Below are 25,790 nucleotides of genomic sequence, written 5' to 3'. Positions count from 1 at the left end.
CTCAACCCACCTTCGCCATCTGCATCAATGTCACGCGGCTCTGCAGCCGGCGCTGCGCCTGGTCGACAACGACGGCGACGATAATGACGAGACCCTTGATCACCATCTGCCAAAACGAGCTCACCCCCATCATCACCAGCCCATCGGAAAGGATGCCGATGACGAAGGCGCCGACGATGGTGCCGCCGATCGTGCCGCGGCCGCCCGACATCGAGGTGCCGCCAAGCACCGCCGCCGCAATGGCGTTGAGCTCGAAGCTTTCGCCCGTGGCCGGATGCGAGGCCATCAGCTCGGACGAGATGATGAGGCCGACGATCGCCGCGCAGAGGCCGGAGAACATGTAGACGAACATCTTCACCATATTGACCCGCACCCCCGAGATCCGCGCGGCGCGCTCGTTGCCGCCGACCGCGAAGATGTGGCGGCCGAGCGGCGTATAGCGGGCGAGATAGGCCGCTCCCAGCGCCACCACTACCAGTATCCAGATCGAGACCGGCAGGCCGAACAGTTTGCCGGCGCCGAGATAACCGAAGCCGGTGGTGCCGAGCTCCGGCTTGCCGACGAGGTTGGGGAAGGTACGGCCGTCCGACGACAAGAGCGCCAGTCCGCGCGCGACATAGAGCGTGCCGAGCGTGGCGATGAAGGGCGCGACGTTGAGCCTGGTGATCAGTAGCCCGTTGACGGCGCCGATCAGGATGCCGACGCCAAGCGTGATCAGCGCGATCTCGATGACGTTGAAATAGACGGTGTAGCCGATCTGCAAGTCGATGCCGTTGAGCACCAGATAGCCGGCAACCATGCCGCACAGGCCGACGATCGAGCCGACCGACAGGTCGATGCCGCCGGTGATGATGACAAAGGTCATGCCCATGGCGAGGAAAGCATTGAGCGCCACGTGCTTGGCCATCAGGATGAGGTTGCCCGCCGAGAGGAAATTCGGCGCCGCGATCGAGAAGAACACCAGCACGGCGATCAGGGCGATGAAGGTCCGGAGCTTCATCAGCGTCAAAAGCATGGAGCCGCTCGACACGGATGGCGCGGCAGCCTTGGCTGGGATGTCGGTCATCGGGTTTGCTCTCCGTGTACGGGGCCATGGCCAAGCGCTGATGCGGCGACGATCGCCGCTTCCGTCGCCTCGGCGCGGTTGAACATTCCCGTCAATTTTCCGTTGCTCATCACCGCGATGCGGTCGGACAATGCCATCACCTCGTCGAGGTCCGAAGTGGCGAAGAGGATTCCCAGGCCGTCGCGCGAAAGCTTGCGCATCGTGCGGAAGACATCGGCCTTGGCGCCTACATCGATGCCGCGGCTGGGCTCGTCCATCAAAAGCACTTTCGGTCCGGTGAGCAGCGCCTTGCCGATCACAACCTTCTGCTGGTTGCCGCCGGACAGTGATGACACCTCCTGCGCCGGGTCGGCCACCTTGATCGCCAGCTCGCGCACCATCTGCGTGACAGCCTGCTTCTCGGCGCCGCCGCGAATGTGGAACAGGCTGACGAAGCGCGACAGGCTGGCCAAGGTTAGGTTGCTGGCGACGGACAGGATCGACACCAGGCCCTCGCGCTGACGATCTTCCGGGATCAGCGCCAGGCCGCGCCGGATGCGCCGCGTCGTGTCGCGCTCCTTGACCGGCTTGCCGTCGATGAAGATCCTGCCGCTGGCTTGGCCGTGGCGACCCATGATGCAGTCGAACAGTTCGCTGCGCCCGGCGCCCATCAGGCCGTAGATGCCTAGGATCTCGCCGGCGCGCAGCGACAGGGAGACATGGTCGACCGCCAATCCGCCGGTGACGCGCGGCAGGCAGATCTCCTCGGCGCGGAAGATCTCCTCGCCCGGCTGATGACCATCGGCCTTGGCGAAATCCTTGGCGTCGGAGCCAATCATCTGCCGCACGATCCACTGCGTGTCGACGTTCTTCATCTCCTCCTGGCCGGTGATGCGGCCGTCGCGCAGCACGGTGATGTAGTCGCCAATGCGGATCAGCTCTTCCAGCCGGTGCGAGATGTAGACGATGGCGACTCCGCGCGCCTTGAGATCGGCGATCACCTTGAACAGGATCTCGACCTCGGCCGCACTCAGCGCCGAGGTCGGCTCGTCCATGATCAGGACGCGCGCGTCGAGCGAAACCGCCTTGGCGATCTCGACCAGCTGCTGCTGGCCGATGCGCAGATCCTCGACCGGCATGTCCGGCCGGATGCCGGCTTCGAGTTGTTCGAGGAACTCGGCAGCGCGCCGCTCCTGCGCCTTATGGTCGATCTTGCGGAAGCAGTTGGTCAGCTCGCGGGTGGCGAAGATATTCTCGGCGACTGTGAGGTTGCCGAACAGGTTCAGTTCCTGGAACACCATGCCGATGCCGCGGCCGACTGCATCTCCCGAGGACGAGAACGAAACCTCGTTGCCGTCGAGCAGGATTCGGCCGGCGGTTGGCCGTTCAACGCCGGCGATGATCTTCATCAGCGTCGACTTGCCGGCGCCGTTCTCGCCGACCAGCACGTTGACGGCGCCCTTGCGCACCTCGAAATTGGCGTGCTTGACCGCCACGGTGCCGGCATAGACCTTGGAGATGTCTTCCAGCTTGAGTATGACGTCGTGATCGGAGCTCATGACTTCGGCCCGATCTCGGCCTCCGCCGGCGTCACCAGCGGCAGGTTCTGGCTGCTTTCGATCGTGTAGGCGCCGAGCACCTTCGCGGTCCGGCCCTCGAGTGTATCACGCGGCAGCTTGGACAGCACGGTCTTGTCGGCATGGGCATTGAAGGCCTTGCCGAACTGGGCGAAGTCGATCTGGTTGGTGAAGTCGTTGAACTGCACGAAGTCCAGGCTGTCGCGAAGTGCAGTGCCGCGCATCGCCGGCCCGATCTGCACACGCGCATCCGCTTTGCCGTCGCCATCGACGTCGACATCGATGGTCGCCGCGCGCGATTGCGTGTTGGCGGCGACGATCTTGCCTTCGACCCGAACCGCGAAAGTCCATGGCGAATTCGCCTGCTTCTTCGCATTGCCGTATCTGGCGCCGGCGGCGACTTGATCGGTCTTGGCCAGCGCATGGACCTCTGCGAACGGTCCTGCCTTCTGCTGCAAATAGGGAATGACCTTCGAGACCCAGATGTCCTCGACCATCTTGTCGGGATTGAAGGCCGTACTGTTGGCGCTATCGCCGCCTTGCGCCGACAGTGTCGGCAGGATCTTGCAGGCGCTAATGCTGAGACCAACGAGCGCGGCAACGGTCAGCCCAAGGGTGAGCCAGGTCAACTTGTTCGGCATGGCGTTCGAAAGACACCCGGATAGTGAAAATGGAGGCGAGGGACGAACGCGTTCGTCCCTCGCAGCTTCTATCGGGCTGGCTCAGTTCTTGAGCGCGAAGGTCTCCAGCTTGGGAGCATTGTCGCCGTTGATCAGCACGCAGTCCATCAGCTGCTTTTCCTTCTCCGGCGACTTCTTGTTCTTGATGAAGTCGCTGGCCTGCTCGACGGCCATCTGCGCCTGGGCGTAGGCCGGCTGCAGCACCGTCGCCTTGATGCCGCCTGACGTGATGGAATCGCGCACATCGTTCGAGCCGTCGAAGCCGACGACGATGACGTCCTTGCGGCCGGCTGCGGCCAACGCCGCATAGGCGCCCATCGCCATCGTGTCGTTGCCGGAGATCACGCCCTTGATGTCCGGGTTGGCCTGCAGGATGGACTCCATCTTGGAATAGGCCTCGGTCTGGCTCCAGTTGGCCGACTGCTGCGCGACCTTCTTCAGGTCCGGATAGTCGTCGATCACGTCGTGATAGCCCTTGGAGCGGATGCCGGCATTGGTGTCGGACTCCTTGCCGACCAGTTCGACATAATTGCCCTTCTCGCCCATCAGCTTGACGAATTCCTGCGCGCCGAGCTGGGCGCCCTGGTAGTTGTTGGAGACGATCTGCGCCACGGCGACGCCGGTGGCGTTGATCTCGCGGTCGATGAGAAAGGAGGGGATGCCGGCGTCCTTGGCTTTCTGCACGGCCGCGACAGTGGCGTCGGCGCCAGCATTGTCGAGGATGATCGCCTTGGCGCCGCGACCGATCGCCGTGTCGATCAGCTCCGACTGCTTGTTGGCATCGTCGTCATGCACCAGCACCAGCGTATCGTAGCCGAGCTCCTTGGCCTTGGCCTCGGCGCCGATGGCTTCCGCCTTGAAGAAAGGATTGTCGTGCGAAGGCGTGATGATGGCGATCAGGTCCGCCGCATAGGCAGGCATCGCGGTGCCGAGTGCGAGCACGCCGGCGAAAGCCGCAAGCGTCATTCTGCGATTGAGTTTCATAAAGTCCTCCCGTTGAAAAACCTGCCCCGGACGGCCGAGGCGATTGTCTGCGTCTGAATTAGTTAGGCAGTGCGGGCCGCGCCGCTCGGATTTTGAAAGTCTTTGCCGGCTTTCATCCGAACCTTGTCTCGCTGCTCTCCCCGCCGCCCGTCACTCCTTCGTGGTCGGATTTCCCAAAAATCCGAGCCAGGGCAGCTAAAGCTAGCTGGTATGATGAGTCAACCACTAATTCAGGTGATCTGTACCTAACCTCGACTTCGCATCAGGTTATGCGCTGGATGCTGGCTGCGATCTCTTCCGGTTCGAAGACCCGCTTCCAGTCGTCGCGCATGAGCACCGGCTTGCCGAATTCGATAGCCTTGTTGCAGGCGTCCGAGAACACACCCTTGGTTTCACCGAAGATGACGGCGCCGAGCACGTTCATGTGGCCAAGCAGGAAGTCGAGCGCCGCCTGCCTGTCGACGCCGCGCGCCACCACCTCGTCGACGGCTTCTTTCATGACGACGAGCAGCGAAGCACATACCGTCTCCGACAGACCAGGCTCCAGTAGCGCCATTTGCTCAACGGTCAAGCGATGCGAGCGCATCACCGGCGCCCAGATGATCCGAGCGATCTCCTCGCCCTTGGCATAGTCCTGCTCCGGACCCTGCATCAGGGCGCTGACGAAGTGCTGCTTGGCCTTGACGCCGCCGAAGAAGTCCTTCTTGGCCGCCATGTCGGTTTCGTCATTGAAGATCGGCGGATGGCAGGGATGGGTGACGAAATAGGTGAGGTCGGAGCGCTTCGGCAGATGGCCGGCAAAAGGCGCTGCCGCATCGAGCACGATCACCATCGTTCCCGGGACGAGTTTGCTCTCGATGCCGGCCGAGACCTTGCCGATATGCGTGTCGGGAACCGCCAGGATCACCACGTCGGCACCCTTGAGCGCTTCATCGACGCCGACCGTGTCGATGCCGAGCCCGGTCTTCAGGCGCTCCTTGCCCGGCTCGCTGATCTCGACATGGCGGATGGTGTAGGGCGAGCCGCGAAAATTGGTCGACAGGCGATAGCCCATTTTGCCGCCGGCACCCAATAGCGCAATCGTTGTCATCAATCTGCTCCTGACGTTCAGACGAGGGGCCGCGCCAATCGTCATCTCGCATACTGGTATGATCACTCTACCAGAGTTTGGCAAGAGGAATTGTCTATGACTTGTCTGTCATCTCGGCTGGACCGTCGCCGCCGGCGCTTTCGTCGTCGCCTCCGGGTCCTTGTCGCCGTCCGCGAGGTCGGCGGGCGTGCGCCGTGCCATTGCCTGGCGCCCGGCCAGCGCAAGCACGAAGATAACGACGATGCCTTGCACGATGTCTTGCGCGCCCGGAGGCAGACCGATGATCTGCATGGTGGTGACGATGAGGATGAGCAGGATGCTGGCGAAGAGCGTCCCTAAAGCCGTCGCCGATCCGCCGAAGATCAGCGTTCCGCCTAGCACCACCGCGGCAATCGACTGCAGCAGATAGGGCTGGCCCATCTCCAGGAAGGCGCCGCCGATATAGGCTCCGAGCAACAGACCGTCGAGCGATGCCAGCACCGAGGAGATGACGAAGGCCGATGCGACCACCGGACCGTTGCTGATGCCTGCGAGCCGGGCCGCGGCGCGGTTCTGGCCGACCGCTGACAGCAGTTGCCCGAACACCGTGTAGCGCAAAACGAAGGAGGTTGCGGCGACGCCGAGAATGGCGATGACGGCCATGATCGGCACGCCGGAGATACGGCCAGTCGCCAGTTGCTTCAGTGCCGGGCTGACCGCGAAACCCGGGATCGCCTTGTTCGATAAGAGCGTTGCGGTCGCCAACACATAGCCGGTCGCCAGCGTCGCGATGATCGCCGGAATGCCGAGCCCGACGACAAGCAGCGAATTGAGCGCCCCGACGGCCAGGCCGAGCAGGATCGCGGCGATGACGCCGATGGCCAGGTTGGCATCCTGTCCCTTGATGGTGAGCAACGCGACGAAGGCGCTGAGCGTGATTACCGAAGCGACGGAGAGATCGACGTTGCCGCGCCCGGTGGTCACCACGAACATCTGGCCGATGCCGACGATCGTCAGGAAAGATGCCGACAAAATGACTCCGGACAAGCTGGACAGGCTGAAGCGGTTGGTGACCACGGAGAGCACCAGCCACAACACAAGCACGCCGATCGCCGCCCAGATCCAGCGGTTCCGCTGCGCCCAGATGCCGAAGCTGGCAAATGCGTTCATGACTCGCTCCGGCGGTCTGCGGTCAGGCTGCGCAAGGTGAGCAGCGCGATCAGGATCAACCCTTGCGTGGCGGCGTTGTAGTCGCTGCTGACGCTGAGGGTGCCCAGAAGTGCGCCGATCAGCGAGAGCGTCACCGCGCCGGCGACGGCGCCGACCGGCGAAATGATGCCGCCGAGGAGCGAGCAGCCGCCCATCACCACCGCGGCGACGCTGAGCAGCGTGAAGGAATTGCCGGAGTTGATGTCGCTCGCCGTGTTGATGGCCGTCAGCGACAGGCCGGCAGCGCCCGCGAACAGACCGGCGATGAGATAGCGCACCAGTGCATAGCGGGTCGGCGACCATCCTGAGCGGATCATCGCAGCCGGGTTGTTACCGAAGCCACGCAGCACCACACCGAGCGGCAACCGGTCAATGGCGAGCACGATCAGTGCCACGGTTGCGATCATGATGATCGACGTCGGCATGAAGCCGATCGACCAGCCGAAGAGGGTGATCAGCCAGTCCGGGCTTGCGCCGCCGGGTGTCGGCTGCAGCGCGTAGCCGATGCCGACCCAGATGAAGGATGCGCCCAGCGTGACGACGATGGCCGGGATCTTGCGCGCCTGGATAACGCCGCCAAGGCCGGCATAGGCGGCGAGCGCGGCCACCAGCGCCAGCGTGCCGAGCCATGGCTGGTCGTAGAGCAGTGTGGCGCTGAGCACGCTGACCAGGCCGGCGAAGGCGCCGACGCCGAGGTCGATCTCGCTGCCCCCGACGATGAACATCTGCGCCGCCGTCACCAGCACCAGCGACAGCGCCGGCATCAAGAGAAGATCGAGCCCGAAAGTCGAGGCGACAGCCGGATTGATCGCGATCATGATGGCAAGCACGGCGGCAAGCCCGATGAACGGCGCGGCATTGACCAGTTTGCGCCCGAGTCCCGCCATGACGGTCCGCTTGCTGGGGGTATTGGATTGGCCGGCCGCCGGTTGCGCGAAGGAGGCACCGACGATGGCTTGCTCGGTAATAGCCTCGCCCGCCAGCTCGCTGACGATACGGCCGCCGGAAAAGACCAGCACGCGGTCGCAGGCAAGCAGTTCCGCATCCTCGGTCGTATGCCAGATCAGCGCTCTGCCGCCACGCGCGACTTCGTTGCAGAGCCGATAGAAATCCTGTTTGGTGGCTATGTCGACGCCGCGTGTCGGATCGTCGAGCAGGATGATCGGCGTGTCAGCGACCAGCGCCCGCGCCACCAGTGCCTTCTGCTGGTTGCCGCCGCTGAGCTCGGTGATGTTGGACTGAAAGCGCGTGTCGTCGAGCCGCAGCTTGCTGGCGGCGCCTTTCGCCGTATCGCTGTTGGCGCGCTCGGAAACGACGCCCAGCGCCGACCGGCGGGCAAGCGCGCCAATGCTGATGTTGCTGAGCACGCTCCACAGCGGGAACACGCCTTCCTTCTGCCGGTCACCGGCGATGAAGCCTGCCTCGGCATACCTGGCGACGGTCGCCTGCTGTTTCCGGTCGGGCTTGAAGATCGCGTGCAGCAGATCCTTCTGGCCGCTGCCCTCGAGCCCGGCCGACCCGACGATCTCGCCGCGCACGATGTCGAGGTCGCGGCCGAGCTCCGACGTCAGCGCTCCCGAGAGCCGCACCAGCACGTCCTGCGAGGATGCCGCGGCGACGCTGTGCTGATGGATCGGATTGGCGTCGCCACCCATCAACTGCACCAGCTTGCCGATCGAGGCATTCGAGGCGTGGCCCTGCCAGGCCATGCGGCCGTTGCGCAGCACCACGACTTCGGTGGCGATGTCGATGATCTCCTGCAGCTTGTGGCTGATGAAGATGAAGGCGAGTCCGGCCTTTGCGCGTCCGCGGACAAAGGCTCTCAGCTGCTTCGAGCGGTCGAGGTCGAGAGAAGAGGTCGGCTCGTCGAGCACGATCAGCGTGACGCTGGGCGTCGCCGCGGCGCGTGCGATCTCGACCATCTGACGTTCGGCAATGGTGAGATGGCCGACCTCGGTATCGGCGTCGATGCCGTTGCCCGGGAAGACGGCGTCGAGCGCCGCGCGGGCGCGGGTTCGGTACAAAGCCCGCCAGCCCGGCCGGCTTGCCGAGTCGCCAGGGGTCTCCAGGAAGAAATTCTCGGCGACAGACAGGTTGGCGCATAGCGACAGCTCCTGATGCACCATGCGGATGCCACGGCGCTGCGCTTCGCCAGTGTTGTAGGCTGCGAAAGGAACCTCTTCGCCGGCAAAGGAAATCGCGCCTAGCGTCGGCCACATCGCGCCGCACAGAATGCGCATCAGCGTCGACTTGCCGGCACCGTTGCCGCCGACGAGCCCGATCACGTCGCCGGCCCGCACAGACAGGTCGATCCCCGCATTGGCCAGCGTCGGCCCAAAACTCTTGGTGATCCCGCTCAGCGAAACGACGCTCGGTCCAGCAGGGGCGGCAGCGGTGCCCTGTACGGCAACGGCGATGTGGGACATTCGTCCTCCGGTTTTGCGCGGACAACGATCGGGCGCGGCCGTGCGGCAGCGCCCGATCCCGAACTGCCTGGCTTATTTGCTGAGCAGGTTCTGCTTGACCCAGTCCAGCGAGTAGCTCGGGCTGATGATCTGCCCGCCCGGCAGCTTTGCATAGTCCTTCAAGTTGCTCGCATCGACCGTCGCCACCGGCATGATCATCAGCTTGGGCGCATTGGCGCCCTTAAGCAGCGACAGCCCGAGCCAGAAAGCGGCGCCGCCGATGCCAGGCGTGGTGTTCATCGAAACCGTTTGGTAGCCGTTCTTGGCGTTCTCCTCGGCCCACCATTTGACGAAGTCGGTGCCGCCGCCGCCTTCGATGATCGGCATCTTGTCCTTGTAGTCGCCGCCATACTGGACGAAGGCCTGGGCGATGCCGACATCGTCGCTGCCGCCTTGGCCGAGCACGGCGTCGACATGCGGCAGCGAGGGCAGCACATTGGCGATGGCCGCCTGCGCAACCGAAGCGGTCGCCTGGCCGTAGACCGTGGCTACCACCTTGATGTCCGGATACTTGGCCAGCACCGACTGTTGCGCATTGAACATGTCGTTGTCGGGCGCCGAGCCCTTCACACCGCGCACCTGGATGACATTGCCCTTACCGCCGAGCATCTTAAATACGGCTTCGGCCTGGGCCGCCTTGTAGCCCTTGAAGTCGAAATTGAGCTGGTAGTTGCACGGCGCCGATGCGACGGAATCGAAGGAGATCACGATGATCCCGGCTTTGCAGGCCTTCTCGATCACGCCGTTGACGGCGGTCTCCGAGGCCGCGTCGACGGCGAGCACGTCAACCTTCTTGAGGATTAGTTCGGCGATCTGGCTGTTCTGCTGCGCGACCGAGCCGTCGCCGTTCATGACGATGTAGTCGGCGATTTGCCCGGCGGCCTTGGCTTCCTTGGCGGAGGCTTCGAACGCCTCCACCATCTGGTGCCGCCAGGTGTTGCCATAATAGGCGTTGGCCAGCGCGATGACCGGCGCGTCCTGCGACGCCATTGCCGGTAGAACCGAAACACTCGCCAGCGCGGCGGCAAATGCCGCCACAGTTGCAAACTTCATGGATATCTCCTCCCAAAAAAACCGCCCAACCCGGTCGGTCGTCTGTCATTTCCCTTACAGCGTCTCTTCCGAAGATGCCATACCATCTACATGTTATACCAGCATACCAAATAGGCAAGCCGGTAGCGGAACTTGTTCGCTTCCGATCGTCGGGAACGAAATGGGCCTGTCGGTTAAGTCTGTCCTCAGTCTGCGGGCCGGCTTCGGTGCCGGCCCTGCGGCATCCTGCGCGCCGGTTTGTGGCTCACGCAAGGTGGACATTAGGTCATCATATATGTAATGTCAATTGACCGGCAGGGCTTGTTTGCCCGTGCGACTCGCTGTCGATATGCCAACAAGGATTACGGAGGGGCGGATGGAACCGGTCCAGAAGAAGAAGCTGTATGTCGAGGTGCTCGACCGGCTGTTGGCCGCGATCTCGACATCGGAGTTTCCGCCCGGTTCGCAATTGCCGTCGGAGAAGGAACTGATGACGATGATTGGCGTGGGCCGGCCGTCGATCCGCGAAGCGATGCAGTCGCTGCAGCAGATGGGCCTTATCAGGATTTCGCATGGCGAACGCGCACGCGTAATCAATCCGACGCCCGAGGTGATTGTCGACCAGGTCTCAGCGGCGATGGTCATGATGCTGGCGACGAACTCCCGCGGGCTCGAAGAACTGAAAGAAGTCAGGCTCTTGCTGGAAACCGGTCTGGTCAGGATCGCGACACGGCGCGCCACGGCCAAGGGCCTGGAGCGACTTGCCGAGACCTTGCGCCATTTGCGCGAGGCAAAGACCGATCAGGCGCGATTTGTGACCGCAGACATGGAGTTTCACGCCGTCATCGCGGAGATGAGCGGGAATTCGATGATCGCAGCTGTGGCCAAGGGAATGCTCGAGTGGCTTTCCCGGTTCAAGCGGGATCTCGTCGCCATGAAGGGCGCCGAACGCCTCACAGTCGAGGAGCATGAACGAATATACAAGGCGATTGCCAGCGGCGATGCGGAAGGCGCGAGCGCCGCTATGGCTGAACACATTGGCCGCGCCAATGAACTCTATTCGAAGTTGGCCGGCGGTGCCGGCGGCTAAATTGCGCGCTTCTGAAAACTTTTTTGCCACCCAAAACTCATGTGATGACATAATGTCATTTTGGTGCTAACGCTCCCTCCATGAGTGATGTCACAGCTGGAATAGCCGCATCGAATGGTCGTCTCTGCGCCACCTATTTGATCGAAACCCGCTATCCGTTAGAGGTCGCCGCAACCGCAATGGCCGGCGAACAATCCAGCGGGACCTTCCGTGCCGTTCCGGGAGAGACACCGGAGCTGCTGAGGAGATTTGGAGCGCGCGTCGAATTCATCGACGATGTCGTGGAAGTCGAGAATGAGGCCTTGCCATTTTCGCGGTCTCCGAAAACCCTGAAGGCCGGCAAGCCGCTCCGGGCAAAGGTCGGACTCTCCTGGAATATCGAGAATACGGGGACCGTCCTTGCCTCGGTTTGGTCGACAGTTCTCGGCAACTTGTTCGAGCTGCATCATTTCTCGGCCATGCGGCTGCTGGACGTTACCTTTCCGGATCTTTTTACGGACGCTTACTCCGGGCCGGCTTTCGCCGTGGAGGGAACGCGTCGGCTGACCGGCGTGGAAGGGCGCCCCTTGATCGGCACGATCATCAAGCCGAGCGTCGGTCTCACGCCGGAAGAGACGGCTGCCCTTGCCGATACGTTGATTGCCGCCGGTATCGATTTCATCAAGGACGACGAATTGATGGGAGATCCTCCGCATTCGCCATTCGAGCAGCGGTTCGAAGCGGTGATGGCGGTTATAGACAGACATGCCGACAGAACCGGTCGCAAGGTTATGTACGCGGCCAACCTTTCGGGAGATGTCGACGCCATGCGGCGTCGGTTGGATATGATCGGTCGGCGCGGCGGGACCTGCGCCATGCTCGTCTTGAATTCCGTCGGTCTGTCGGGCGTCATCGACGTTCGCCGACATTCAGCTGTCCCTCTTCACGGGCATCGCGCAGGCTGGGGCCTTTTCAGCCGTTCTGTCGATATCGGCATGAGCTATCTCGCCTATCAGAAATTCTGGCGGCTGGCCGGGATCGACCACATGCACGTCAACGGGCTGTCCAACAAATTCTGCGAGCAGGATGCGTCGGTGATGGCCTCGGCCCATGCCTGTCTCACGCCGATGTTTGGGCGCGCGGACCGTCCCGACATGGTCATGCCGGTATTTTCGTCCGGACAGACTGCGGTGCAAGCGGCCGACACCTTTGGCAGGCTCGGCTTGAACGATTTCATCTATTGCTGCGGCGGCGGCATCATGGCGCATCCGGGTGGGCCGGCTGCAGGCGTGCGAAGCCTGCATGATGCTTTCGACGCCGCTGCCGCAGGCATTCCGGCACGCGACTATGCCGCCAACCATCCGGAACTCGAGGTCGCGCTGCAGGCGTTCGGGTGAATCTGCGCCATCCGGGCGCCATCAACGTGAAAATGGGAGAGAAGAAATGAGGACATCCGTAGCGGTGCTTGGAGCCGGAGGGAAGATGGGCTTCCGCGTGACCCGCAAGCTGGTGGACGCGGGCTACGATGTCCGCGCCGTGGAAGTCGGCGAGGCAGGCCGCAAGCGGCTGGCCGACGCCAACCTCAGCGCCGTCGCCATGGAGGAAGGCATTCCCGGCGCCAAAGTCCTAGTGATGGCTTTGCCTGACAACATCATCGGCCAGGTGATGCGGCAGATATCGCCGATGTTGGCCAAAGGCACTATGATCCTCATTCTGGACGCCGCGGCACCCTACGCCGGCGATCTTCCCGGGGATCGGCCAGACCTGACCTACTTCATCGGCCACCCCTGCCATCCGCCTTTGTTCAATGACGAGACGGAGTGGGCGGCGCGTCGCGATTATCACGGCGGCATCGCCAGGCAGTCCATCGTCTGCGCCCTGATGCAAGGCCCGGAGGAGCACTACGCGCTTGGCGAAGAGGTGTGCAAAACGATGTGGTCGCCGATCATCGAAAGCCACCGGGTCACGGTCGAGCAACTGGCGATACTCGAGCCGGGCCTGTCCGAGATGGTTGCGATGCCCTTCGTCGACACGATGGTCGAGGCTGTGGAGGAATGCGAGCGTAGATATGGCATTCCCAGACAAGCCGCTCTTGACTTCCTCATCGGCCATCTGAATGTCGAGATAGCCATGTGGTTCGGCTTCTCTCCGAAAGTGCCCTCGGACGCCGCGCTGCGCCTGATGCGCTTCGCAAAAGGCGTCGTGGTCCGCGACGATTGGCGCGAGGCCCTCTCTCCAGCCAAGGTGAAGGAAGCCTCCGAACTGATCGTCTACGGCAAAGGAGCCTGAGCGCTGCCTCCGATGCCCAGGACCATATCGGTATCGACTGCGCTCTTTGACGGCTATTCGATGGAACTGGCCATCGGGGAAATCGCGCTGGCCGGCGCCATCCATGTCGAGCCGGCCTTCATTCGCGGTTATGTCGATTTCGAAGAGGGCATGTTCACCACCACGAACGCCTCAAGGCTGAGGGCGACGGCGGAAGCTGCCGGGCTTGGGATCAAGGCCGTATCGGCTCATCTCGACCTTTCGGGGCCGGATGCGGTGGATGCCTTGTCGCGGCGCATCGCCTTTGCTGCCGGTTTAGGCGCATCCTCCCTGATTACCAATGCCGGGCCGATGACAAAAAGGGCGGGCATACGAAAGGCGATCGATGCCGTTCTGCCGAGGCTGGAGCAATCCGGTGTCGCTCTTGCGCTCGAGAACCCTGGACATGGCAGGGGCGATTTACTTGGCAATGCTCGGATGGGAGCAAGCTTCGTACGCGACATCGGATCGCGCCTAGTCCGCCTCAATCACGACGCCGGAAACGTCTTCACCTATAGCCATGAGGCAACGCAGCCCGCAGAAGATATCGCGACAGCCATCGACACGATTGGTCATGCACATCTCAAGGACGTTGTCAGCCGCGACGCAGGATGGACGTTCTGTGCTCTCGGCGAGGGCGCTGTCGATTACCTGAAATATTGGCGGATGCTCCCTCCGGCGCTTCCAGTCAGCATCGAAATGCCATTGCGATTGGAGCGCCCTCAGCGCCGCGACCCGCAACGGCGAAAGACCCCTGTCGATATCCCGACCATTCGGGCCACGCTGCAGCGCTCACTGCGTTTCGTGAATTCGCTGGAGGCCGCCAGGAACAGCGCTGTGTGAGCCGCGACGGTTTTGTCCAGGCGATGTTGGTCCAGCCGTGCCGAATGGCTGCTATCGCATTTACGAGGCCAGAAGCTGTCGGTCTTCTTGCGGTCCCAGACTCCAACCGAGTAAGTACGTAGGCGTTCCTCCCGTGGCCAATCATGCCCGAAGGAGAAACGAAATGGGACATTCCCTTTATGACCCCACCGCTCACGATCGCCGCGCATGGAACGCGGGCAAGAAGGTCGGAACGAAACGCCCGCTGAAACTCGACAGATATGGGCGATGCGCTTTTTTCTCGATCGGGAGCGGCGCAGACCACCTGCTTTCCATCTGTCGAAATGAGCGGCGATGGTTTGAATCTGGCTGTGATTGAAACCGTCCTAACCGGGCCGATCAAACCGGTCGCGCAACATGCTCCAAGGCAGCAGCATGTTGGGCGCGTAGCGCAGCAAGCCGTGAAGGGGGATCGGCGCCGGCGGCGCAAATGGCAACGGCAGGTCGCGCCCTTCTGTCCCGGCGGCCCACTCGGCGAGCACCCTGCCCATGGCCGTGGTCATGGCGATGCCGCGTCCATTGCAGGCACGGGCCGCCATCAGACCTGGGCCGAGGTCGATCAGATGCGGCAGGAAATCCGGCTCGACGGCGGCGATCCCCGACCAGCTATACTCAAGCGGTGGCAAGTCGGGCAGTTCCAGCCGTCTCGCCAGTCGCCGCCAGATTGTCCGCGGCACGCGCCTGTCGGCGCCCGCGCTTACCACATGCATGCCGCCGCTGATGAGCCGGTTCTGGGCATCGAAGCGGAAGGTGAGAAGATTGCGTCTGGTGTCGGAGAAACCCTGGTCTCCAGGCAGCAAGCGCTGGCGCGCCTTCGACGGCAGCGGCGCCGTCGCGATCTGGAACACCTTCAGCGGAAAATAGGTCCGCTGCAATGTCGGATTAAGCGCGCCGCCATAGGCGTTGGTGGCGATCAGCACCTTGCCGGCACGCAGCGAGCCGGACGGAGTCGTCAACGTCCAGCCGTCGGACAATCGGTCGATCGATGTGACACGCGAGTGCTCGAAAATCCGTGCGCCGGCGTTCTCGGCCGCATCGGCCAGTCCGCGCGCGAAATGGACCGGATTGAGCACGCCGCCTGAGCGGTCCATCCAGCCGCCGGCATAGCCTCGCGCGCCGGTCAACGCTTCGGTCTGGTGGCTGTCCAGTATCACCGCCGGCCGGCCGCGCTCCGCCCATTGCCTGGCGCGGGATTGGATTCTCTCGAGAGCAGCCGATGAGTGCGCCGCTTGTATCCAGCCGTTCTGGACGGCGTCGCAGGCGATGCTATGCCGCGCGATCAGGTTGAACACGAGGTCGGCGCTGCCCGCGGCGACCCCGATCAGCCGCTCGCCGCGCTCGGCACCGAGATGCGCCAGGATCGCGTCCGGATCCATTTTGGCGAAGTTTGGCACGATGAAGCCAGCGTTGCGGCCTGTGGCGCCCCAGGCGATGATCTCTGCTTCGAGCACAGCCACCGAAAGGCCTTTGCTGGCGCCATGCAGTGCGGTCGACAGGCCGGCAAAGCCGCCGCCGACGACGGCAAGATCGACATCGAGGTGATCTTCCAGCGCGGGTCGGAGGCAGTGGTGGCGGCCGACCGCGTGCCACAGGGAAAGCGCTTCGTGCCGCGCCATTGCGTTCAGGATCCACTTTCGCTGGCTGTGGCTTTCGTCCGCTTGCCGAAACGCGCCCGACGTGGCCGCTCACCAAATACGCCGTTCGGCCGAACCAACAGGATAACGCATAGCATAACGCCGATGGCGACGATTTGCAGTGATGCGGCTCGCGCCTGTTGTTCCGGTGCGAAGAGCACGCTCGTGAGCGCGCCTGAACCCGCCCATATCGCCCAGACCAGTACGCTGCCTGCAACGGCGCCGGCGTTACTCCCAGAGCCGCCGACGATCAGCATTACCCAGACCTGGAAGGTGAGGATCGACAGGTAATTGTCGGGAGCGATGAAGCCGATGAAATGCGCCTGAAGTGCGCCGGCCAGCGCCATGATAGCGCCGCCGACGGCGAAGGCCTGGACGCGGTAGAAGCGCGCGCTCTTGCCGAGCGAAATCGCCGCTCGTTCGTCCTCCCGCAGCGCCTTGAGCACACGGCCCCATGGGCTGCGTGACAGATGCTCCAAGGCCAGATAGGCGATCAGCGTGACAGCCGAGACGACAGCAAGGTTCGACAGATTGAACAGCAGCGGAGTTTCGGCGAGGCTGCCGAAGGGACGCGGGATGAAACCGATGCCGAACGGCCCGCCGGTCAGCTTCTGCGCGTTGAGTGCGACCAGTTGCACGACCACCGCGACACCGAACGTGGTGATCGCTAGATAGTCGGACCGCAGACGCAGCGTCGCTATGCCGGTAAGGGCTGCGGCAACGCCGCCCACCACCATGGCGCCGGCCCAGCCGGCAAGGATCGGCAGGCCGAAACCGCCGAGGCGCGCGGGGTCGTCCGGTGTCGTCAGCAGCGCCGATGTGTAGGCGCCGATGGCGACGAAACCGGCGAGGCCGACATTGAACAGGCCCGTCAGCCCCCATTGCAAATTGAGCCCCAGCGTGACCAGCGAGAAGATCAGTGCAGTGCTCAGGAAGAAGGCGCCATAGCCGATGAGATCGATCATCTTTCCCCAACTCCGAAAAGGCCGATCGGCCGCACGAACAGCACCGCCATCAGGATGATGAAGGAGACGGCGGCGCGCCATTCGGCACCGATCAACTGCACCGCGCCGGCTTCGGCGAGCCCGATGATCAGGCCGCCGAGTACCGCGCCCGGGATGCTGCCGATGCCGCCAAGAATGGCGGCGGCGAACATCGGCAGCAGCATGTCGAAGCCCATGAACGGTCGGATCTGCACCAGAATGCCAATCATCACGCCGGCCACGCAGGCAAGCGAGCCGCCGACGATCCAGGTGACGCGCACCACCTTGGCGACGTCGATGCCGACAATGCGGGCCAGCGCCGCGTTCTGGCTTAGCGCCTGCATCGAGCGGCCGGTCTGCGTGCGCGTCATCAGCAGATGCACGCCGAGCACAAGCACGGCGGTCAGCAGCAGCAAGGCGATCTGGTCAGGCGTGATGCGGATGCCGAAGCCGATCGGCATGGCGATCTGGATCGCGCGGCTGAAATAGGTCGGCCGTGAGGTGAAGGTGAACTCCAACAGGCTGCGCAGCGCCATGGAGGCGCCGAAGCTCGCCATCACGACGATGATTGCCTGGCCTTGCGAGCGCAGCCGCGAGAACAGCACCTTGTCGAGCAGCAGCGCCAGCAGGGCAGTGAACGCCATGCCGACGACCAGGGCGACGAGCAGCGACCAGCCGAAGGACAGTGGCCCGATCGGCGCCACCTTGCCGAAGGTCGCGCCGATGGCGCTGACCACGGCCAGCGTCGCATAGGTTCCCCAGGCCATGAAGTCGCCGTGGGCGAAGTTGGAGAAACGCAGGATAGAATAGGTGAGCGTCACGCCGATGGCGCCGAGGCCGATCATGGAGCCGGTCAGCAATCCGTCGACGATGAATTGCAGGCTCATGCCGCGCCTCCCTTGTGATGCTGGGGGCGCTGGCGGAGATAGAGTTCGGCGACGACCGGATCGCTCCACAATTCGGAGGCGACGCCCTCATGCCGGTCCTTGCCCTCGACTAGGACATAAGCGCGGTCGCCGATGGCAAGCGCTGCCTTGGCGTTCTGCTCGACCAACAGAACGGTGACGCCGGATCTGCGGATGCCGGCCAGCATCTCGAACACGACCGACACGAATTTTGGCGACAAGCCGGCCGACGGCTCGTCCAGCACCAGTACCTTGGGGTGGACGATCAGCGCCCTCGCGACGGCGAGCATCTGCCGTTGCCCGCCGGACAGATTGCCGGCGGCGGTGCGGCGCTGGCGGACGAGGTCGGGGAAGGCGGCATACATCTCCTCGATGCGGGCGGGGATTTCCCGCCGCTCGAGGATGCCGCAGGCTACTTTGAGATTGTCCTCGACCGACATCAGCGGAAAGATGTTTTCGGTCTGCGGCACGAAGGCAAGGCCAAGCCGCACCATGGTGTGGGCGGGTGCTGCGGTGATGTTCTTCCCGTCCAGGAAAACCGTGCCGCCGGTAATCGGGACGAGGCCGGCGATCGCCTTGATGAACGTGGACTTGCCGGCGCCGTTGGGGCCGAGGACGACGACGATCTCACCCTTGCCGACCGTGATCGAAGCGCCGCGCACGATCGGCATGCCGGGTTCATAGCCGGCTTCGAGATTGCGGACATCGAGGACGGTCACGCTCATGCGGCGCCTCCCAGATAGGCTTCGATGACGCGCGGATCGCGGGCGACTGCTTCCGCCGTGCCCTCGCTGAGCAACTGACCGCTCGCCATTACCAGGACGCGGTGGCAGAGCCGCGCCACCATGTCGATATTGTGTTCGATCAGCAGGAAGGTGATGCCTCGCGCATTGATGTCGTGGATCCGATCGATGATGACCTCCAGGAGCGTCGCGTTGACGCCAGCCGCCGGTTCATCGAGCAGGATGATCGCCGGGTCGGCCATCATGACACGGGCGAGTTCGAGCAGCTTGCGCTGGCCGCCGGACAGCACACGCGCCGGCTCATACGCGAGGTGGGTGAGGGCGACGAGCTCCAGCAGTTCGAGCGCCTTTGTCCGGGCGGCTCTTTCCTGCGCCGCCACTCGCCAAGGCGTGACGAAGTTGGCGAGCAGCCTTTCACCGGTCTGCCCCTGCGCTGCCAGCATGATGTTTTCGATCAGCGTCAGGTTGGGCAGCGGTCGTGGAATCTGAAAAGTGCGGCCGAGCCCTCGACCGATGCGCAGGTGAGCGGCTTCACCGGAGATGCGCGTGCCGTTGAGAAAGATATCGCCGCTGTTCGGCAATATGCTGCCGGCCAGCAGATCGAACATGGTCGTCTTGCCGGCACCGTTCGGTCCAATCAGGCCAAGGATTTCTCCGGCTTTGACATCGAAGGAGACATCGTTGACGGCGACGAGACCGCCGAACTGCCTGACGACGTTCCTTGCCGTCAGGACCGGCGCACGGCTCTCCCGCCCCTGCCGTCTGGTTGCCTCGCTCATAAAACCCTCTGGCCGAAGACGCGCGTTGTCGCCTTCCCATTTTGATTTGTGATCACACTTGCTTTGATCACGCTATTCGGCTTTAATTTCCTCCGCAAGCCGAAAACCGGGCCCAGAGCGGAATTCCATGCACAAGACTGCCACCGAAAGGAACAACGAGACGATCGCGGCCCAGCTTGCGCCGGTGGGCCGCGAAACGGTGCAGGATCGCGTCTATTCCGAACTGCGACGGGCCTTGATTGGCGGCCTGTTCGAACCAAGCCAGGTGCTGACCATCCGCGGTCTGGCCGATGCGCTGGTCACCTCGACGATGCCGGTGCGCGAGGCGCTCGGGCGGCTGATCACGGAAAAGGCGCTGGAGGCGTTGCCCAACCGTTCGGTGCGCGTGCCGCCGATCACGCTGGATCGCCTCGACGATCTCTTGCGAGCCCGCATCCTGATCGAAGGCGAGGCGATAGCGCTTGCCGCCGCTCGCATGGTGCCGCGCCAGATCTCCACAATCGAAACCATTCTCGGCGAATGGGATGAGATGCGGGCGCTGAAGCACAAGAAAGATGTCGACCGCGAAGTGACGCTCAACCAGAGCTTTCATTTCGAGATTTACCGCTCCTGTGGCTCGGCCGTACTGATCCCGATGATCGAGAGCCTGTGGCTGCAATCGGGGCCATGCATCCGCGTCGCCATCTACGCCTTTTCGGAAGCCGGTGAGGTCGACACCGCCCAGTATCACCGCCGCATTGTCGAGGCGCTGGCCACGCAGGACGCACGGGCGGCGCGCGAGGCGCTGGTCGCCGACATCAGCCGGCCCTTCACCTTCTTGCGCAGCAAGCTGCAATCCGCGGCTGGGAAAGATCAGACATGACCTCTATCCGGATCACCGAGCCACGCTCGAAGCTTGCCGTCACGGCGCTGTTACTGCCCGAGAAGGCGCCGGAAAACGCCGCTTTTCTCACGGCGTATCTCGCAACGCCACGCGTCGTCCCAGGCATCCACGCCATGTGGACTGGACCTGAAATTTCCTGTCCGGTTCCATCAGCCGACCTCGAAGGCCAAGCCTATGCCCGGCCGCTGCCGGCGGAGAACGCGACCCTGACGCCGCAGCCCGGCGATATCGTCTTGTCCTACGTGCCGCCGCACATGTGGGGTGGCAACCCCAATGCCATCTTCGACATCGGCCTGTTCTACGGGCAAGGGGCGCGGCTTCTGTTCCCGATCGGCTGGCTGGCCGGCAGCGTGGTGGCGCAGGTGCGCGCCGAAGAGAGCGATCAGTTCGCCGCCGCATGCGGGGCGATCCGCCGCAACGGCGCCTGCGATATCAGCTTCATCGTGGTGGAGGCCTGACATGACCGACGACAGCTTCGAGCTCTTCGATCTTCGCGTCGAGGCGATCGTCCCCGAAGGCAAGCCGATTTATTGCGGCGCCAAGGCCGGCGACTATTTCGAGCTGAAGGGCGAAACGCTGTCGATGCCGGCAGGGCAAGGCTTTTCGATCTATTCGCTTGCCGCCGTGCTGCCGCTGCTTGCGGCAAAGCAGCGCCCGACCCAGAAGAATGATTGGATGACCTCGGACGCCGAGATCGCTTGTCCCGACCCCAATTGCTCCAGTCGGCTCAGGATCGTCAGGCTGGCCAAGCGGCGATTCAGCCATGCCGAAACCACGGCCGAGCCGCTGCCGAAGGAGAATAACGAGGGATGAGTGCTAAGACCTTCGAGCTCGGTCCAGGCTACAAGATCTCGCGCGTCATTCGCGGTGGGTGGCAACTCGCCGGCGGCCATGGCGCCATCGACGGCAACCAGGCGGTGGCCGACCTCATCGCTACCTTCGATGCCGGCATCTGGACCTATGACTGCGCCGACATCTACACCGGCGTCGAGGAACTGATCGGCGCCGCCCGCCTGCGGCTGGCCGATGAGCGCGGCCTTGATGCGGCGGCCAGGATGAAGGTGCACACCAAGCTGGTGCCCGACCTCGAGCGGCTGGCCACCATCAGCCGCAACTATATCAGGGGCATCGTCGACCAGTCGCTGCTCAGGCTGAAGACCGAGCGGCTTGATCTCGTGCAGTTCCACTGGTGGGACTATGCGCAGCCTCGTTACGTCGAAGCGATGGGTTGGCTGGACGAGCTTCGATGCGAGGGCAAGGTGCACAATCTCGGCACCACCAATTTCGACACGCCCCGGCTCGCTGAAATCCTGGCCGCCGGCATCCCGCTGGTCAGCCAGCAGCTGCAATATTCGGTGCTCGACCAGCGGCCTGCGCACAGCCTCGCCGCAGTTGCGAAGACAAACGGCGTCAGCTTCCTCTGCTACGGCTCGGTGGCCGGCGGCTTCCTCAGCGAGAAATGGCTTGGCGTGGCCGAACCCACCACGCCGCTCGAAAACCGCTCGCTGGTCAAATACAAGCTGATTATCGATGATTTCGGCGGCTGGGATCTGTTCCAGCAAATGCTGCGGGCGCTCAAGTCCGTCGGTGATCGCCATCGGGCCGACATTGCCACCATCGCCAGCGCATGGGTGCTGGAGCAGCCGCGAGTGGCCGCCGTGATCGTCGGTGCCCGCAACCAGGCGCATGCATTGGCAAATGCGAACATCATGGACATCGAGCTCGATGCCGACGACCGCGCACGGATCGCTGCCGTCATCGCGCAAGGCGCCGGTCTTGAGGGCGATGTCTACGCGCTGGAGCGTGACCGCCACGGCCGCCACGGCTCGATCATGCACTACAATCTCAACGCGGGCCGGGTTTGAAAACGATGGACGGAAAGCTGTTTTCGCGGGCCAGTGCCGAAGTCATCGACCTGCATCGCTTCTTCGCCGACTGGTTCGTTGCTGCGCGCGCCGATAGAGTGCATTTCGGCCGCTTCGAAGCCGCCATGGGGGAAGGATTGACGGTGATCGCACCAACCGGCCAGATCCTCGACCGTAAGGCCGTCGTTGAGCATGTCCGCTCCAGCCGCGCCACATGCGACGATGGCTTCGCCATCTCGATTGAGGACATCAAGCCCGGCTGGCAGGCCCGCGACACGATCGTCATCCTCTATGTCGAGGCGCAGTTGCGTGGCGGCAAGCACAGCCGCCGCCAGTCGAGTGCCGTCTTCACTGCTAGTTCATCGGCGCCCAATGGCGTCCAATGGCGGCATCTGCATGAAACCTGGCTGCAGGTGCCGGAACACTGACACTTTCGAGACGTCAAACCAGTTCGTGTAACTAAAGGGGAACAACAATGAGAAAGACGATACTCCAACTCACCACCGCGCTCGCTCTCGTCACGATTGCCAGCGCCGCGCAGGCCGCCGATTGCAAGATCACCGTCGGCCTCGTCATGGAACTGACCGGTCCCGCCGGCGAATACGGCCAGGCCGGCGCCAAGTCTGTCGAAATGGCCTTCCGCGACATCAACGACGCCGGTGGCGTGAGCGGCTGCGATCTCGTCACCGACACGCGCGACAGCCAGAGCCAGGGCAACATCGCGGTCGATGCCGCGACCCAGCTGGTACAGGTCAAGAAGGTGCCGGCCATTATCGGCGGCATCATCTCCTCGGTGTCGATCCCGATCCTGACCTCGGTCACCGCGCCGGCCAAGATCGTCCAGGTCTCGCCGGCTTCGTCCTCGCCGACGCTGACGGCACTCGGCCGCGAGGGCAAGACCAACGGCATCTTCTTCCGCACCATCACCTCGGACGCGCTGCAGGGCGTGGCCGCGGCCAAATACGCCCTCGACAGGGGCTTCAAAAAGCTGGCGATCATTCACGTCAACAACGATTTCGGCGTCAACATGGTGGCCGAATTCTCGCGCGCCTATAAAGCGCTCGGCGGCACCATCGTTTCCGACACGCCCTACAATGAGAAGCAGTCGAGCTATGCCTCGGAAGTGACGGCAGCGATGGGAGGCGAGCCGGACGGACTTTATCTCGTCAGCACGCCGGTCGATGGCGCCACCATCGCCCGCACCTGGATATCGCAAGGGGGCGTGCAGAAATTTCTGCTCAATGACGGCATGAACAGCCCTGACTTCATCGAGTCGGTCGGTGCCGACTATTTGAAGGATGCCTATGGCACATCGTCCGGCACCAGCCCGACCGCATCGACCGAGTATTTCACCAAGAACTACAAGGCGTTCTCCGGTATCGAGCCCTCGAATCCGGCGGCCGACCGCTCCTATGACGCCGGCGCCATCGTTGGCCTTGCCATTGCCATAGCCGGCTCAGAGGATCCGGCCAGGATCAGGGATGCCATATACAAGGCGGTCGACCCGGCCGGCACGCCGATCTTTGCCGGGAAGGAGGAGTTCGCCAAGGCACTCGGCCTGATCAAGGACGGCAAACCGATCCGCTATGAAGGCGTCATCGGTCCGGTCGTCTTCGACAAATTCGGCGACATCACCGGTCCGTTCCGGTTGTGGAAGATTGTCGACGGCAAAGTGACCACCGATGGTGAAATGACCACCGACGATGTCAATGCCCTGCAGGCCAAGCTGCAGTAAGCTGGACAGTGCTACCGGCATCGACAGCATTTCATCGCGATTGCTGCCGGTATCGCTTGAGGCGGACCGATATCACTTGCGCGGCATGCGATCGCGAATAGGATCGGCCGGCTGCAATTCTTTTTTCGTTTACCAGGACGGAGCCGCCGACAGTCCAAATCGGGCGCTCTTTTGCCGGCGATATTGGCCGCTCCATCGCGGACGTTGGCGGCGATAGCCGTGAGCTCAATGTCCGAGGCGGCATCCATTTGTCTGGGGTTCTTGGAAGCTTTCGAACTTTCTGGGTCGCGCCTCAGCCCGAATTGAGGGTGCTCATGGACAAAATGGGACACTGGTCAGCTGACGCAATTCCAACGAGACCATGGCCTGATGAGCCGATGCAAGTGGCCGCTCCGCATAACTAGCGGCTACGCGGGCCATGGCAACGCCGCGCTCGGCGTTGTCGCGCGATTCCTCCGTCGGCATTCCATGGTGAGTTCTCGAACCCCACGAACATGACCGCCAGCCCGATGGATGCCGCCAGGCGACGGTTTCACCGCGACTGAATGCCGAGCCGACCAAGACCGTGTCGGCGCAGAGTCGGTGGCGTTGAAGGCCGGCAAGGAAAACATCGCGATCGTCACGCCGACTTTCCTGATCGCGCATAGCGCCCGAGTGCGAAAAGCAGCCGCAGCTGCCCCATATCGCCAAAGTCTCCCCGTCAGTACCATTCGGCAAGCGCGCCATGCTAGAACCATCCAGGGAAGGCAACGCGTGCCGCCGTCGCCAGCGGTGGGATGTCCTCGTCGGGGACCGAAGAATAGGGCCACAATAGCTTGGCCCTGATCGAACTCCAACTGCCGGCTGCCGCCATTGCCTTGTCGAGGGCGGCGTCGCTGACGGCGTAGCGTGCCCGAAATGGTAGGACGTGGTCCGCGAGAAAGGCCTGTACGCGTGCTTGCATCTCGAAGGCCGCTTGTTCCCCGGCTCGTATCTGCGCCCACCACTGCAGTGCGCCTTTCGGGCTAAGGCAGGCGATGTTCGAATAGCTGCCATGCGCACCGTTCGCGTAACCGGTTGCCAGCGTGTGGCCTGGCACGAACACCGAAAGGCCCGACAGTTCGCGCCGCATGCCGGCGTACCAGGTGGCGTCACCGCCGGGGAGTTTTGCCCCGACAAGCGAGGGTACCGCGGTGCCCAATGCGGCAATACTTTCTAGAGTCAGCCGCCGCTTGGCGTGGGGCGGGTTATAGAGCACCAGAGGAGTGCTCGGCGCTGCCTCGGCCAAGCCCGAGACGAAACGCAGCACTTCTTCGTCGCTTGGTGGCCACCAGTCCGGCAAGGTGAATTGCACTCCCGAGAGTCCCAATCCCGCAACCCGCTTCAATCGCTCGCATGCAACTCGCGGATTGGACTGGCTGATGCCGATCTGGAATGGGATTCTCGCGGCACCGGCGACTGCCGCCACCATCTCGCTCAGCCGGTCGAATTCTGCTTCAGTCTGGCAATGGAATTCACATGCCGTGCCGTTGGAATAGACGCCGTGAACGCCGGATGCGCAGAGCCGCGCGACGGTTTCTTGCGTGACGCTCCAGTCGATATTGCCATCCAGGCCCACGGCCAGCATCACGGCGCCCCAGATGCCGCGCGGCGCGTGTTCGGGGAGGGCGGAGAGATGATCACTCATGGTCCGACTAGCGCAGCGTGAAGGAGAGCGGCATGAAGTCTCCAAGATTGACCTCTATGCGACCCCTCCTTGGAGCGATCAGCAGCGGCGACAACGTGGTGATCACCATGCCTTTTTTGAAGCTGCCGAAATGATCGTCGGCCATTCCGGCGAAAGCGATGATGGGAGAAGGGGCGTCGCCAAACGAGTATTTGGCGATCTCGCGCTGGCTGATCGCTCCGTCGCTGGAAAGCGTGATCGCCATCCCGTCGACCTTCGGCGCTTGCGCCAGTGTCTGC

General features: G+C 63.2%; 25 protein-coding genes. 10 read left to right on the top strand and 15 right to left on the bottom strand.

From position 1 onward, the window contains the following. Position 1 precedes the first annotated feature (1 nt). The 8 genes from LB552_RS00295 to LB552_RS00260 all read right to left on the bottom strand — a co-directional run bounded on the left by LB552_RS00295 (position 2) and on the right by LB552_RS00260 (position 10,082). Positions 2 to 1,066 (bottom strand): ABC transporter permease, encoded by a 1,065-nt coding sequence (locus LB552_RS00295; protein ID WP_224528597.1) that lies wholly within the window; start codon positions 1,064 to 1,066, stop codon positions 2 to 4. Continuing rightward, positions 1,063 to 2,604, bottom strand: a complete 1,542-nt coding sequence (locus tag LB552_RS00290; protein WP_224528595.1) for a sugar ABC transporter ATP-binding protein — start codon at positions 2,602 to 2,604, stop codon at positions 1,063 to 1,065. The genes LB552_RS00295 and LB552_RS00290 overlap by 4 nt, the downstream gene beginning before the upstream one ends. Continuing rightward, the gene (locus tag LB552_RS00285) at positions 2,601 to 3,263 is read right to left on the bottom strand and encodes a DUF2291 family protein (protein ID WP_224528592.1); all 663 of its coding nucleotides are present in this window, start codon (positions 3,261 to 3,263) and stop codon (positions 2,601 to 2,603) included. The genes LB552_RS00290 and LB552_RS00285 overlap by 4 nt, the downstream gene beginning before the upstream one ends. Positions 3,264 to 3,344: 81 nt before the next feature. Then, the gene (locus LB552_RS00280; protein ID WP_224528588.1) at positions 3,345 to 4,286 is read right to left on the bottom strand and encodes a D-ribose ABC transporter substrate-binding protein; all 942 of its coding nucleotides are present in this window, start codon (positions 4,284 to 4,286) and stop codon (positions 3,345 to 3,347) included. Between the two features lie 262 nt (positions 4,287 to 4,548). After that, positions 4,549 to 5,376 carry a phosphogluconate dehydrogenase C-terminal domain-containing protein gene (locus tag LB552_RS00275; RefSeq protein WP_224528585.1) on the bottom strand — a complete coding sequence of 276 codons (828 nt, stop codon included), beginning with the start codon at positions 5,374 to 5,376 and terminating at the stop codon, positions 4,549 to 4,551. A 108-nt stretch (positions 5,377 to 5,484) separates the two neighbouring features. Further along, positions 5,485 to 6,525, bottom strand: coding sequence for an ABC transporter permease (locus LB552_RS00270; protein WP_224528583.1), 1,041 nt, complete (start codon positions 6,523 to 6,525; stop codon positions 5,485 to 5,487). After that, on the bottom strand, positions 6,522 to 8,990 hold the full coding sequence (locus tag LB552_RS00265; protein WP_224601164.1) for an ATP-binding cassette domain-containing protein: 2,469 nt from the start codon (positions 8,988 to 8,990) through the stop codon (positions 6,522 to 6,524). The genes LB552_RS00270 and LB552_RS00265 overlap by 4 nt, the downstream gene beginning before the upstream one ends. 72 nt (positions 8,991 to 9,062) lie before the next feature. After that, positions 9,063 to 10,082 (bottom strand): ABC transporter substrate-binding protein, encoded by a 1,020-nt coding sequence (locus LB552_RS00260; RefSeq protein ID WP_224528577.1) that lies wholly within the window; start codon positions 10,080 to 10,082, stop codon positions 9,063 to 9,065. A gap of 286 nt (positions 10,083 to 10,368) precedes the next feature. Between LB552_RS00260 and nanR the strand changes: the two genes are divergently transcribed. The 4 genes from nanR to LB552_RS00240 all read left to right on the top strand — a co-directional run bounded on the left by nanR (position 10,369) and on the right by LB552_RS00240 (position 14,280). Beyond that, positions 10,369 to 11,151 carry a transcriptional regulator NanR gene (nanR, locus tag LB552_RS00255; RefSeq protein ID WP_224528574.1) on the top strand — a complete coding sequence of 261 codons (783 nt, stop codon included), beginning with the start codon at positions 10,369 to 10,371 and terminating at the stop codon, positions 11,149 to 11,151. A gap of 80 nt (positions 11,152 to 11,231) precedes the next feature. Beyond that, positions 11,232 to 12,527 (top strand): ribulose-bisphosphate carboxylase large subunit family protein, encoded by a 1,296-nt coding sequence (locus tag LB552_RS00250; protein ID WP_224601162.1) that lies wholly within the window; start codon positions 11,232 to 11,234, stop codon positions 12,525 to 12,527. 46 nt (positions 12,528 to 12,573) lie between these two features. Next, positions 12,574 to 13,419, top strand: coding sequence for a phosphogluconate dehydrogenase C-terminal domain-containing protein (locus tag LB552_RS00245; protein WP_224528568.1), 846 nt, complete (start codon positions 12,574 to 12,576; stop codon positions 13,417 to 13,419). 60 nt (positions 13,420 to 13,479) lie between these two features. Then, positions 13,480 to 14,280 carry a sugar phosphate isomerase/epimerase family protein gene (locus LB552_RS00240; RefSeq protein WP_224528564.1) on the top strand — a complete coding sequence of 267 codons (801 nt, stop codon included), beginning with the start codon at positions 13,480 to 13,482 and terminating at the stop codon, positions 14,278 to 14,280. A gap of 365 nt (positions 14,281 to 14,645) precedes the next feature. On the opposite strand, the gene LB552_RS00235 is transcribed toward LB552_RS00240, so the two are convergent. Genes LB552_RS00235 through LB552_RS00215 form a run of 5 tightly spaced genes read right to left on the bottom strand, consistent with a single transcriptional unit; the run spans position 14,646 to position 19,363 of the window. Continuing rightward, complete coding sequence (locus tag LB552_RS00235; RefSeq protein ID WP_224528561.1) at positions 14,646 to 15,935, bottom strand: NAD(P)/FAD-dependent oxidoreductase; 1,290 nt, start codon at positions 15,933 to 15,935, stop codon at positions 14,646 to 14,648. Between the two features lie 5 nt (positions 15,936 to 15,940). Then, the gene (locus LB552_RS00230) at positions 15,941 to 16,918 is read right to left on the bottom strand and encodes a branched-chain amino acid ABC transporter permease (RefSeq protein ID WP_224528556.1); all 978 of its coding nucleotides are present in this window, start codon (positions 16,916 to 16,918) and stop codon (positions 15,941 to 15,943) included. Then, on the bottom strand, positions 16,915 to 17,823 hold the full coding sequence (locus tag LB552_RS00225; RefSeq protein ID WP_224528553.1) for a branched-chain amino acid ABC transporter permease: 909 nt from the start codon (positions 17,821 to 17,823) through the stop codon (positions 16,915 to 16,917). Before LB552_RS00225 ends, LB552_RS00230 begins: the two co-directional genes overlap by 4 nt. Then, the gene (locus tag LB552_RS00220) at positions 17,820 to 18,566 is read right to left on the bottom strand and encodes an ABC transporter ATP-binding protein (RefSeq protein ID WP_224601160.1); all 747 of its coding nucleotides are present in this window, start codon (positions 18,564 to 18,566) and stop codon (positions 17,820 to 17,822) included. The genes LB552_RS00225 and LB552_RS00220 overlap by 4 nt, the downstream gene beginning before the upstream one ends. Next, positions 18,563 to 19,363, bottom strand: coding sequence for an ABC transporter ATP-binding protein (locus tag LB552_RS00215; RefSeq protein WP_224528548.1), 801 nt, complete (start codon positions 19,361 to 19,363; stop codon positions 18,563 to 18,565). Before LB552_RS00215 ends, LB552_RS00220 begins: the two co-directional genes overlap by 4 nt. A 127-nt stretch (positions 19,364 to 19,490) precedes the next feature. On the opposite strand from LB552_RS00215, the gene LB552_RS00210 reads away from it, so the two are divergent. The 6 genes from LB552_RS00210 to LB552_RS00185 are packed head-to-tail and all read left to right on the top strand — an operon-like array spanning position 19,491 to position 23,846. Next, the gene (locus LB552_RS00210) at positions 19,491 to 20,225 is read left to right on the top strand and encodes a GntR family transcriptional regulator (protein WP_224528546.1); all 735 of its coding nucleotides are present in this window, start codon (positions 19,491 to 19,493) and stop codon (positions 20,223 to 20,225) included. Further along, complete coding sequence (locus LB552_RS00205) at positions 20,222 to 20,704, top strand: DUF3830 family protein (RefSeq protein WP_224528544.1); 483 nt, start codon at positions 20,222 to 20,224, stop codon at positions 20,702 to 20,704. The genes LB552_RS00210 and LB552_RS00205 overlap by 4 nt, the downstream gene beginning before the upstream one ends. Position 20,705: 1 nt before the next feature. After that, positions 20,706 to 21,059, top strand: a complete 354-nt coding sequence (locus LB552_RS00200) for a TIGR04076 family protein (protein ID WP_140542327.1) — start codon at positions 20,706 to 20,708, stop codon at positions 21,057 to 21,059. Then, a complete protein-coding gene (locus LB552_RS00195; protein ID WP_224528542.1) occupies positions 21,056 to 22,111 on the top strand; it encodes an aldo/keto reductase in 1,056 nt (351 codons plus the stop codon). Before LB552_RS00200 ends, LB552_RS00195 begins: the two co-directional genes overlap by 4 nt. 5 nt (positions 22,112 to 22,116) lie before the next feature. Further along, the gene (locus LB552_RS00190; protein ID WP_224528541.1) at positions 22,117 to 22,539 is read left to right on the top strand and encodes a hypothetical protein; all 423 of its coding nucleotides are present in this window, start codon (positions 22,117 to 22,119) and stop codon (positions 22,537 to 22,539) included. Between the two features lie 47 nt (positions 22,540 to 22,586). Then, entirely contained in the window at positions 22,587 to 23,846 is a 1,260-nt protein-coding gene (locus LB552_RS00185; RefSeq protein ID WP_224528539.1) for an ABC transporter substrate-binding protein, read from the top strand. 727 nt (positions 23,847 to 24,573) lie between these two features. Here the strand turns inward: LB552_RS00185 and LB552_RS00180 are convergent. Together LB552_RS00180 and LB552_RS00175 are read right to left on the bottom strand one after the other, a co-directional pair. Next, entirely contained in the window at positions 24,574 to 25,512 is a 939-nt protein-coding gene (locus LB552_RS00180; RefSeq protein ID WP_224528537.1) for a dihydrodipicolinate synthase family protein, read from the bottom strand. Positions 25,513 to 25,519: 7 nt separating this feature from the next. Continuing rightward, the gene (locus LB552_RS00175; protein WP_224528525.1) at positions 25,520 to 25,756 is read right to left on the bottom strand and encodes a hypothetical protein; all 237 of its coding nucleotides are present in this window, start codon (positions 25,754 to 25,756) and stop codon (positions 25,520 to 25,522) included. Positions 25,757 to 25,790: the final 34 nt, after the last annotated feature.

It is taken from the genome of Mesorhizobium sp. CA7, from assembly GCF_020165015.1.
Taxonomy (GTDB): Bacteria; Pseudomonadota; Alphaproteobacteria; order Rhizobiales; family Rhizobiaceae; genus Mesorhizobium.
This window is presented reverse-complemented; position numbering and strand designations above follow the sequence as displayed.

Excerpts from the sequence above, each read along its gene's own strand:
- LB552_RS00295 (WP_224528597.1), bottom strand. The coding sequence starts at position 1,066 with ATGACCGACATCCCAGCCAAGGCTGCCGCGCCATCCGTGTCGAGCGGC.
- LB552_RS00290 (WP_224528595.1), bottom strand. The coding sequence starts at position 2,604 with ATGAGCTCCGATCACGACGTCATACTCAAGCTGGAAGACATCTCCAAG.
- LB552_RS00285 (WP_224528592.1), bottom strand. The coding sequence starts at position 3,263 with ATGCCGAACAAGTTGACCTGGCTCACCCTTGGGCTGACCGTTGCCGCG.
- LB552_RS00280 (WP_224528588.1), bottom strand. The coding sequence starts at position 4,286 with ATGAAACTCAATCGCAGAATGACGCTTGCGGCTTTCGCCGGCGTGCTC.
- LB552_RS00275 (WP_224528585.1), bottom strand. The coding sequence starts at position 5,376 with ATGACAACGATTGCGCTATTGGGTGCCGGCGGCAAAATGGGCTATCGC.
- LB552_RS00270 (WP_224528583.1), bottom strand. The coding sequence starts at position 6,525 with ATGAACGCATTTGCCAGCTTCGGCATCTGGGCGCAGCGGAACCGCTGG.
- LB552_RS00265 (WP_224601164.1), bottom strand. The coding sequence starts at position 8,990 with ATGTCCCACATCGCCGTTGCCGTACAGGGCACCGCTGCCGCCCCTGCT.
- LB552_RS00260 (WP_224528577.1), bottom strand. The coding sequence starts at position 10,082 with ATGAAGTTTGCAACTGTGGCGGCATTTGCCGCCGCGCTGGCGAGTGTT.
- LB552_RS00250 (WP_224601162.1), top strand. The coding sequence starts at position 11,232 with ATGAGTGATGTCACAGCTGGAATAGCCGCATCGAATGGTCGTCTCTGC.
- LB552_RS00245 (WP_224528568.1), top strand. The coding sequence starts at position 12,574 with ATGAGGACATCCGTAGCGGTGCTTGGAGCCGGAGGGAAGATGGGCTTC.
- LB552_RS00240 (WP_224528564.1), top strand. The coding sequence starts at position 13,480 with ATGGAACTGGCCATCGGGGAAATCGCGCTGGCCGGCGCCATCCATGTC.
- LB552_RS00235 (WP_224528561.1), bottom strand. The coding sequence starts at position 15,935 with ATGGCGCGGCACGAAGCGCTTTCCCTGTGGCACGCGGTCGGCCGCCAC.
- LB552_RS00230 (WP_224528556.1), bottom strand. The coding sequence starts at position 16,918 with ATGATCGATCTCATCGGCTATGGCGCCTTCTTCCTGAGCACTGCACTG.
- LB552_RS00225 (WP_224528553.1), bottom strand. The coding sequence starts at position 17,823 with ATGAGCCTGCAATTCATCGTCGACGGATTGCTGACCGGCTCCATGATC.
- LB552_RS00220 (WP_224601160.1), bottom strand. The coding sequence starts at position 18,566 with ATGAGCGTGACCGTCCTCGATGTCCGCAATCTCGAAGCCGGCTATGAA.
- LB552_RS00215 (WP_224528548.1), bottom strand. The coding sequence starts at position 19,363 with ATGAGCGAGGCAACCAGACGGCAGGGGCGGGAGAGCCGTGCGCCGGTC.
- LB552_RS00210 (WP_224528546.1), top strand. The coding sequence starts at position 19,491 with ATGCACAAGACTGCCACCGAAAGGAACAACGAGACGATCGCGGCCCAG.
- LB552_RS00205 (WP_224528544.1), top strand. The coding sequence starts at position 20,222 with ATGACCTCTATCCGGATCACCGAGCCACGCTCGAAGCTTGCCGTCACG.
- LB552_RS00200 (WP_140542327.1), top strand. The coding sequence starts at position 20,706 with ATGACCGACGACAGCTTCGAGCTCTTCGATCTTCGCGTCGAGGCGATC.
- LB552_RS00195 (WP_224528542.1), top strand. The coding sequence starts at position 21,056 with ATGAGTGCTAAGACCTTCGAGCTCGGTCCAGGCTACAAGATCTCGCGC.
- LB552_RS00190 (WP_224528541.1), top strand. The coding sequence starts at position 22,117 with ATGGACGGAAAGCTGTTTTCGCGGGCCAGTGCCGAAGTCATCGACCTG.
- LB552_RS00185 (WP_224528539.1), top strand. The coding sequence starts at position 22,587 with ATGAGAAAGACGATACTCCAACTCACCACCGCGCTCGCTCTCGTCACG.
- LB552_RS00180 (WP_224528537.1), bottom strand. The coding sequence starts at position 25,512 with ATGAGTGATCATCTCTCCGCCCTCCCCGAACACGCGCCGCGCGGCATC.
- LB552_RS00175 (WP_224528525.1), bottom strand. The coding sequence starts at position 25,756 with ATGGCGATCACGCTTTCCAGCGACGGAGCGATCAGCCAGCGCGAGATC.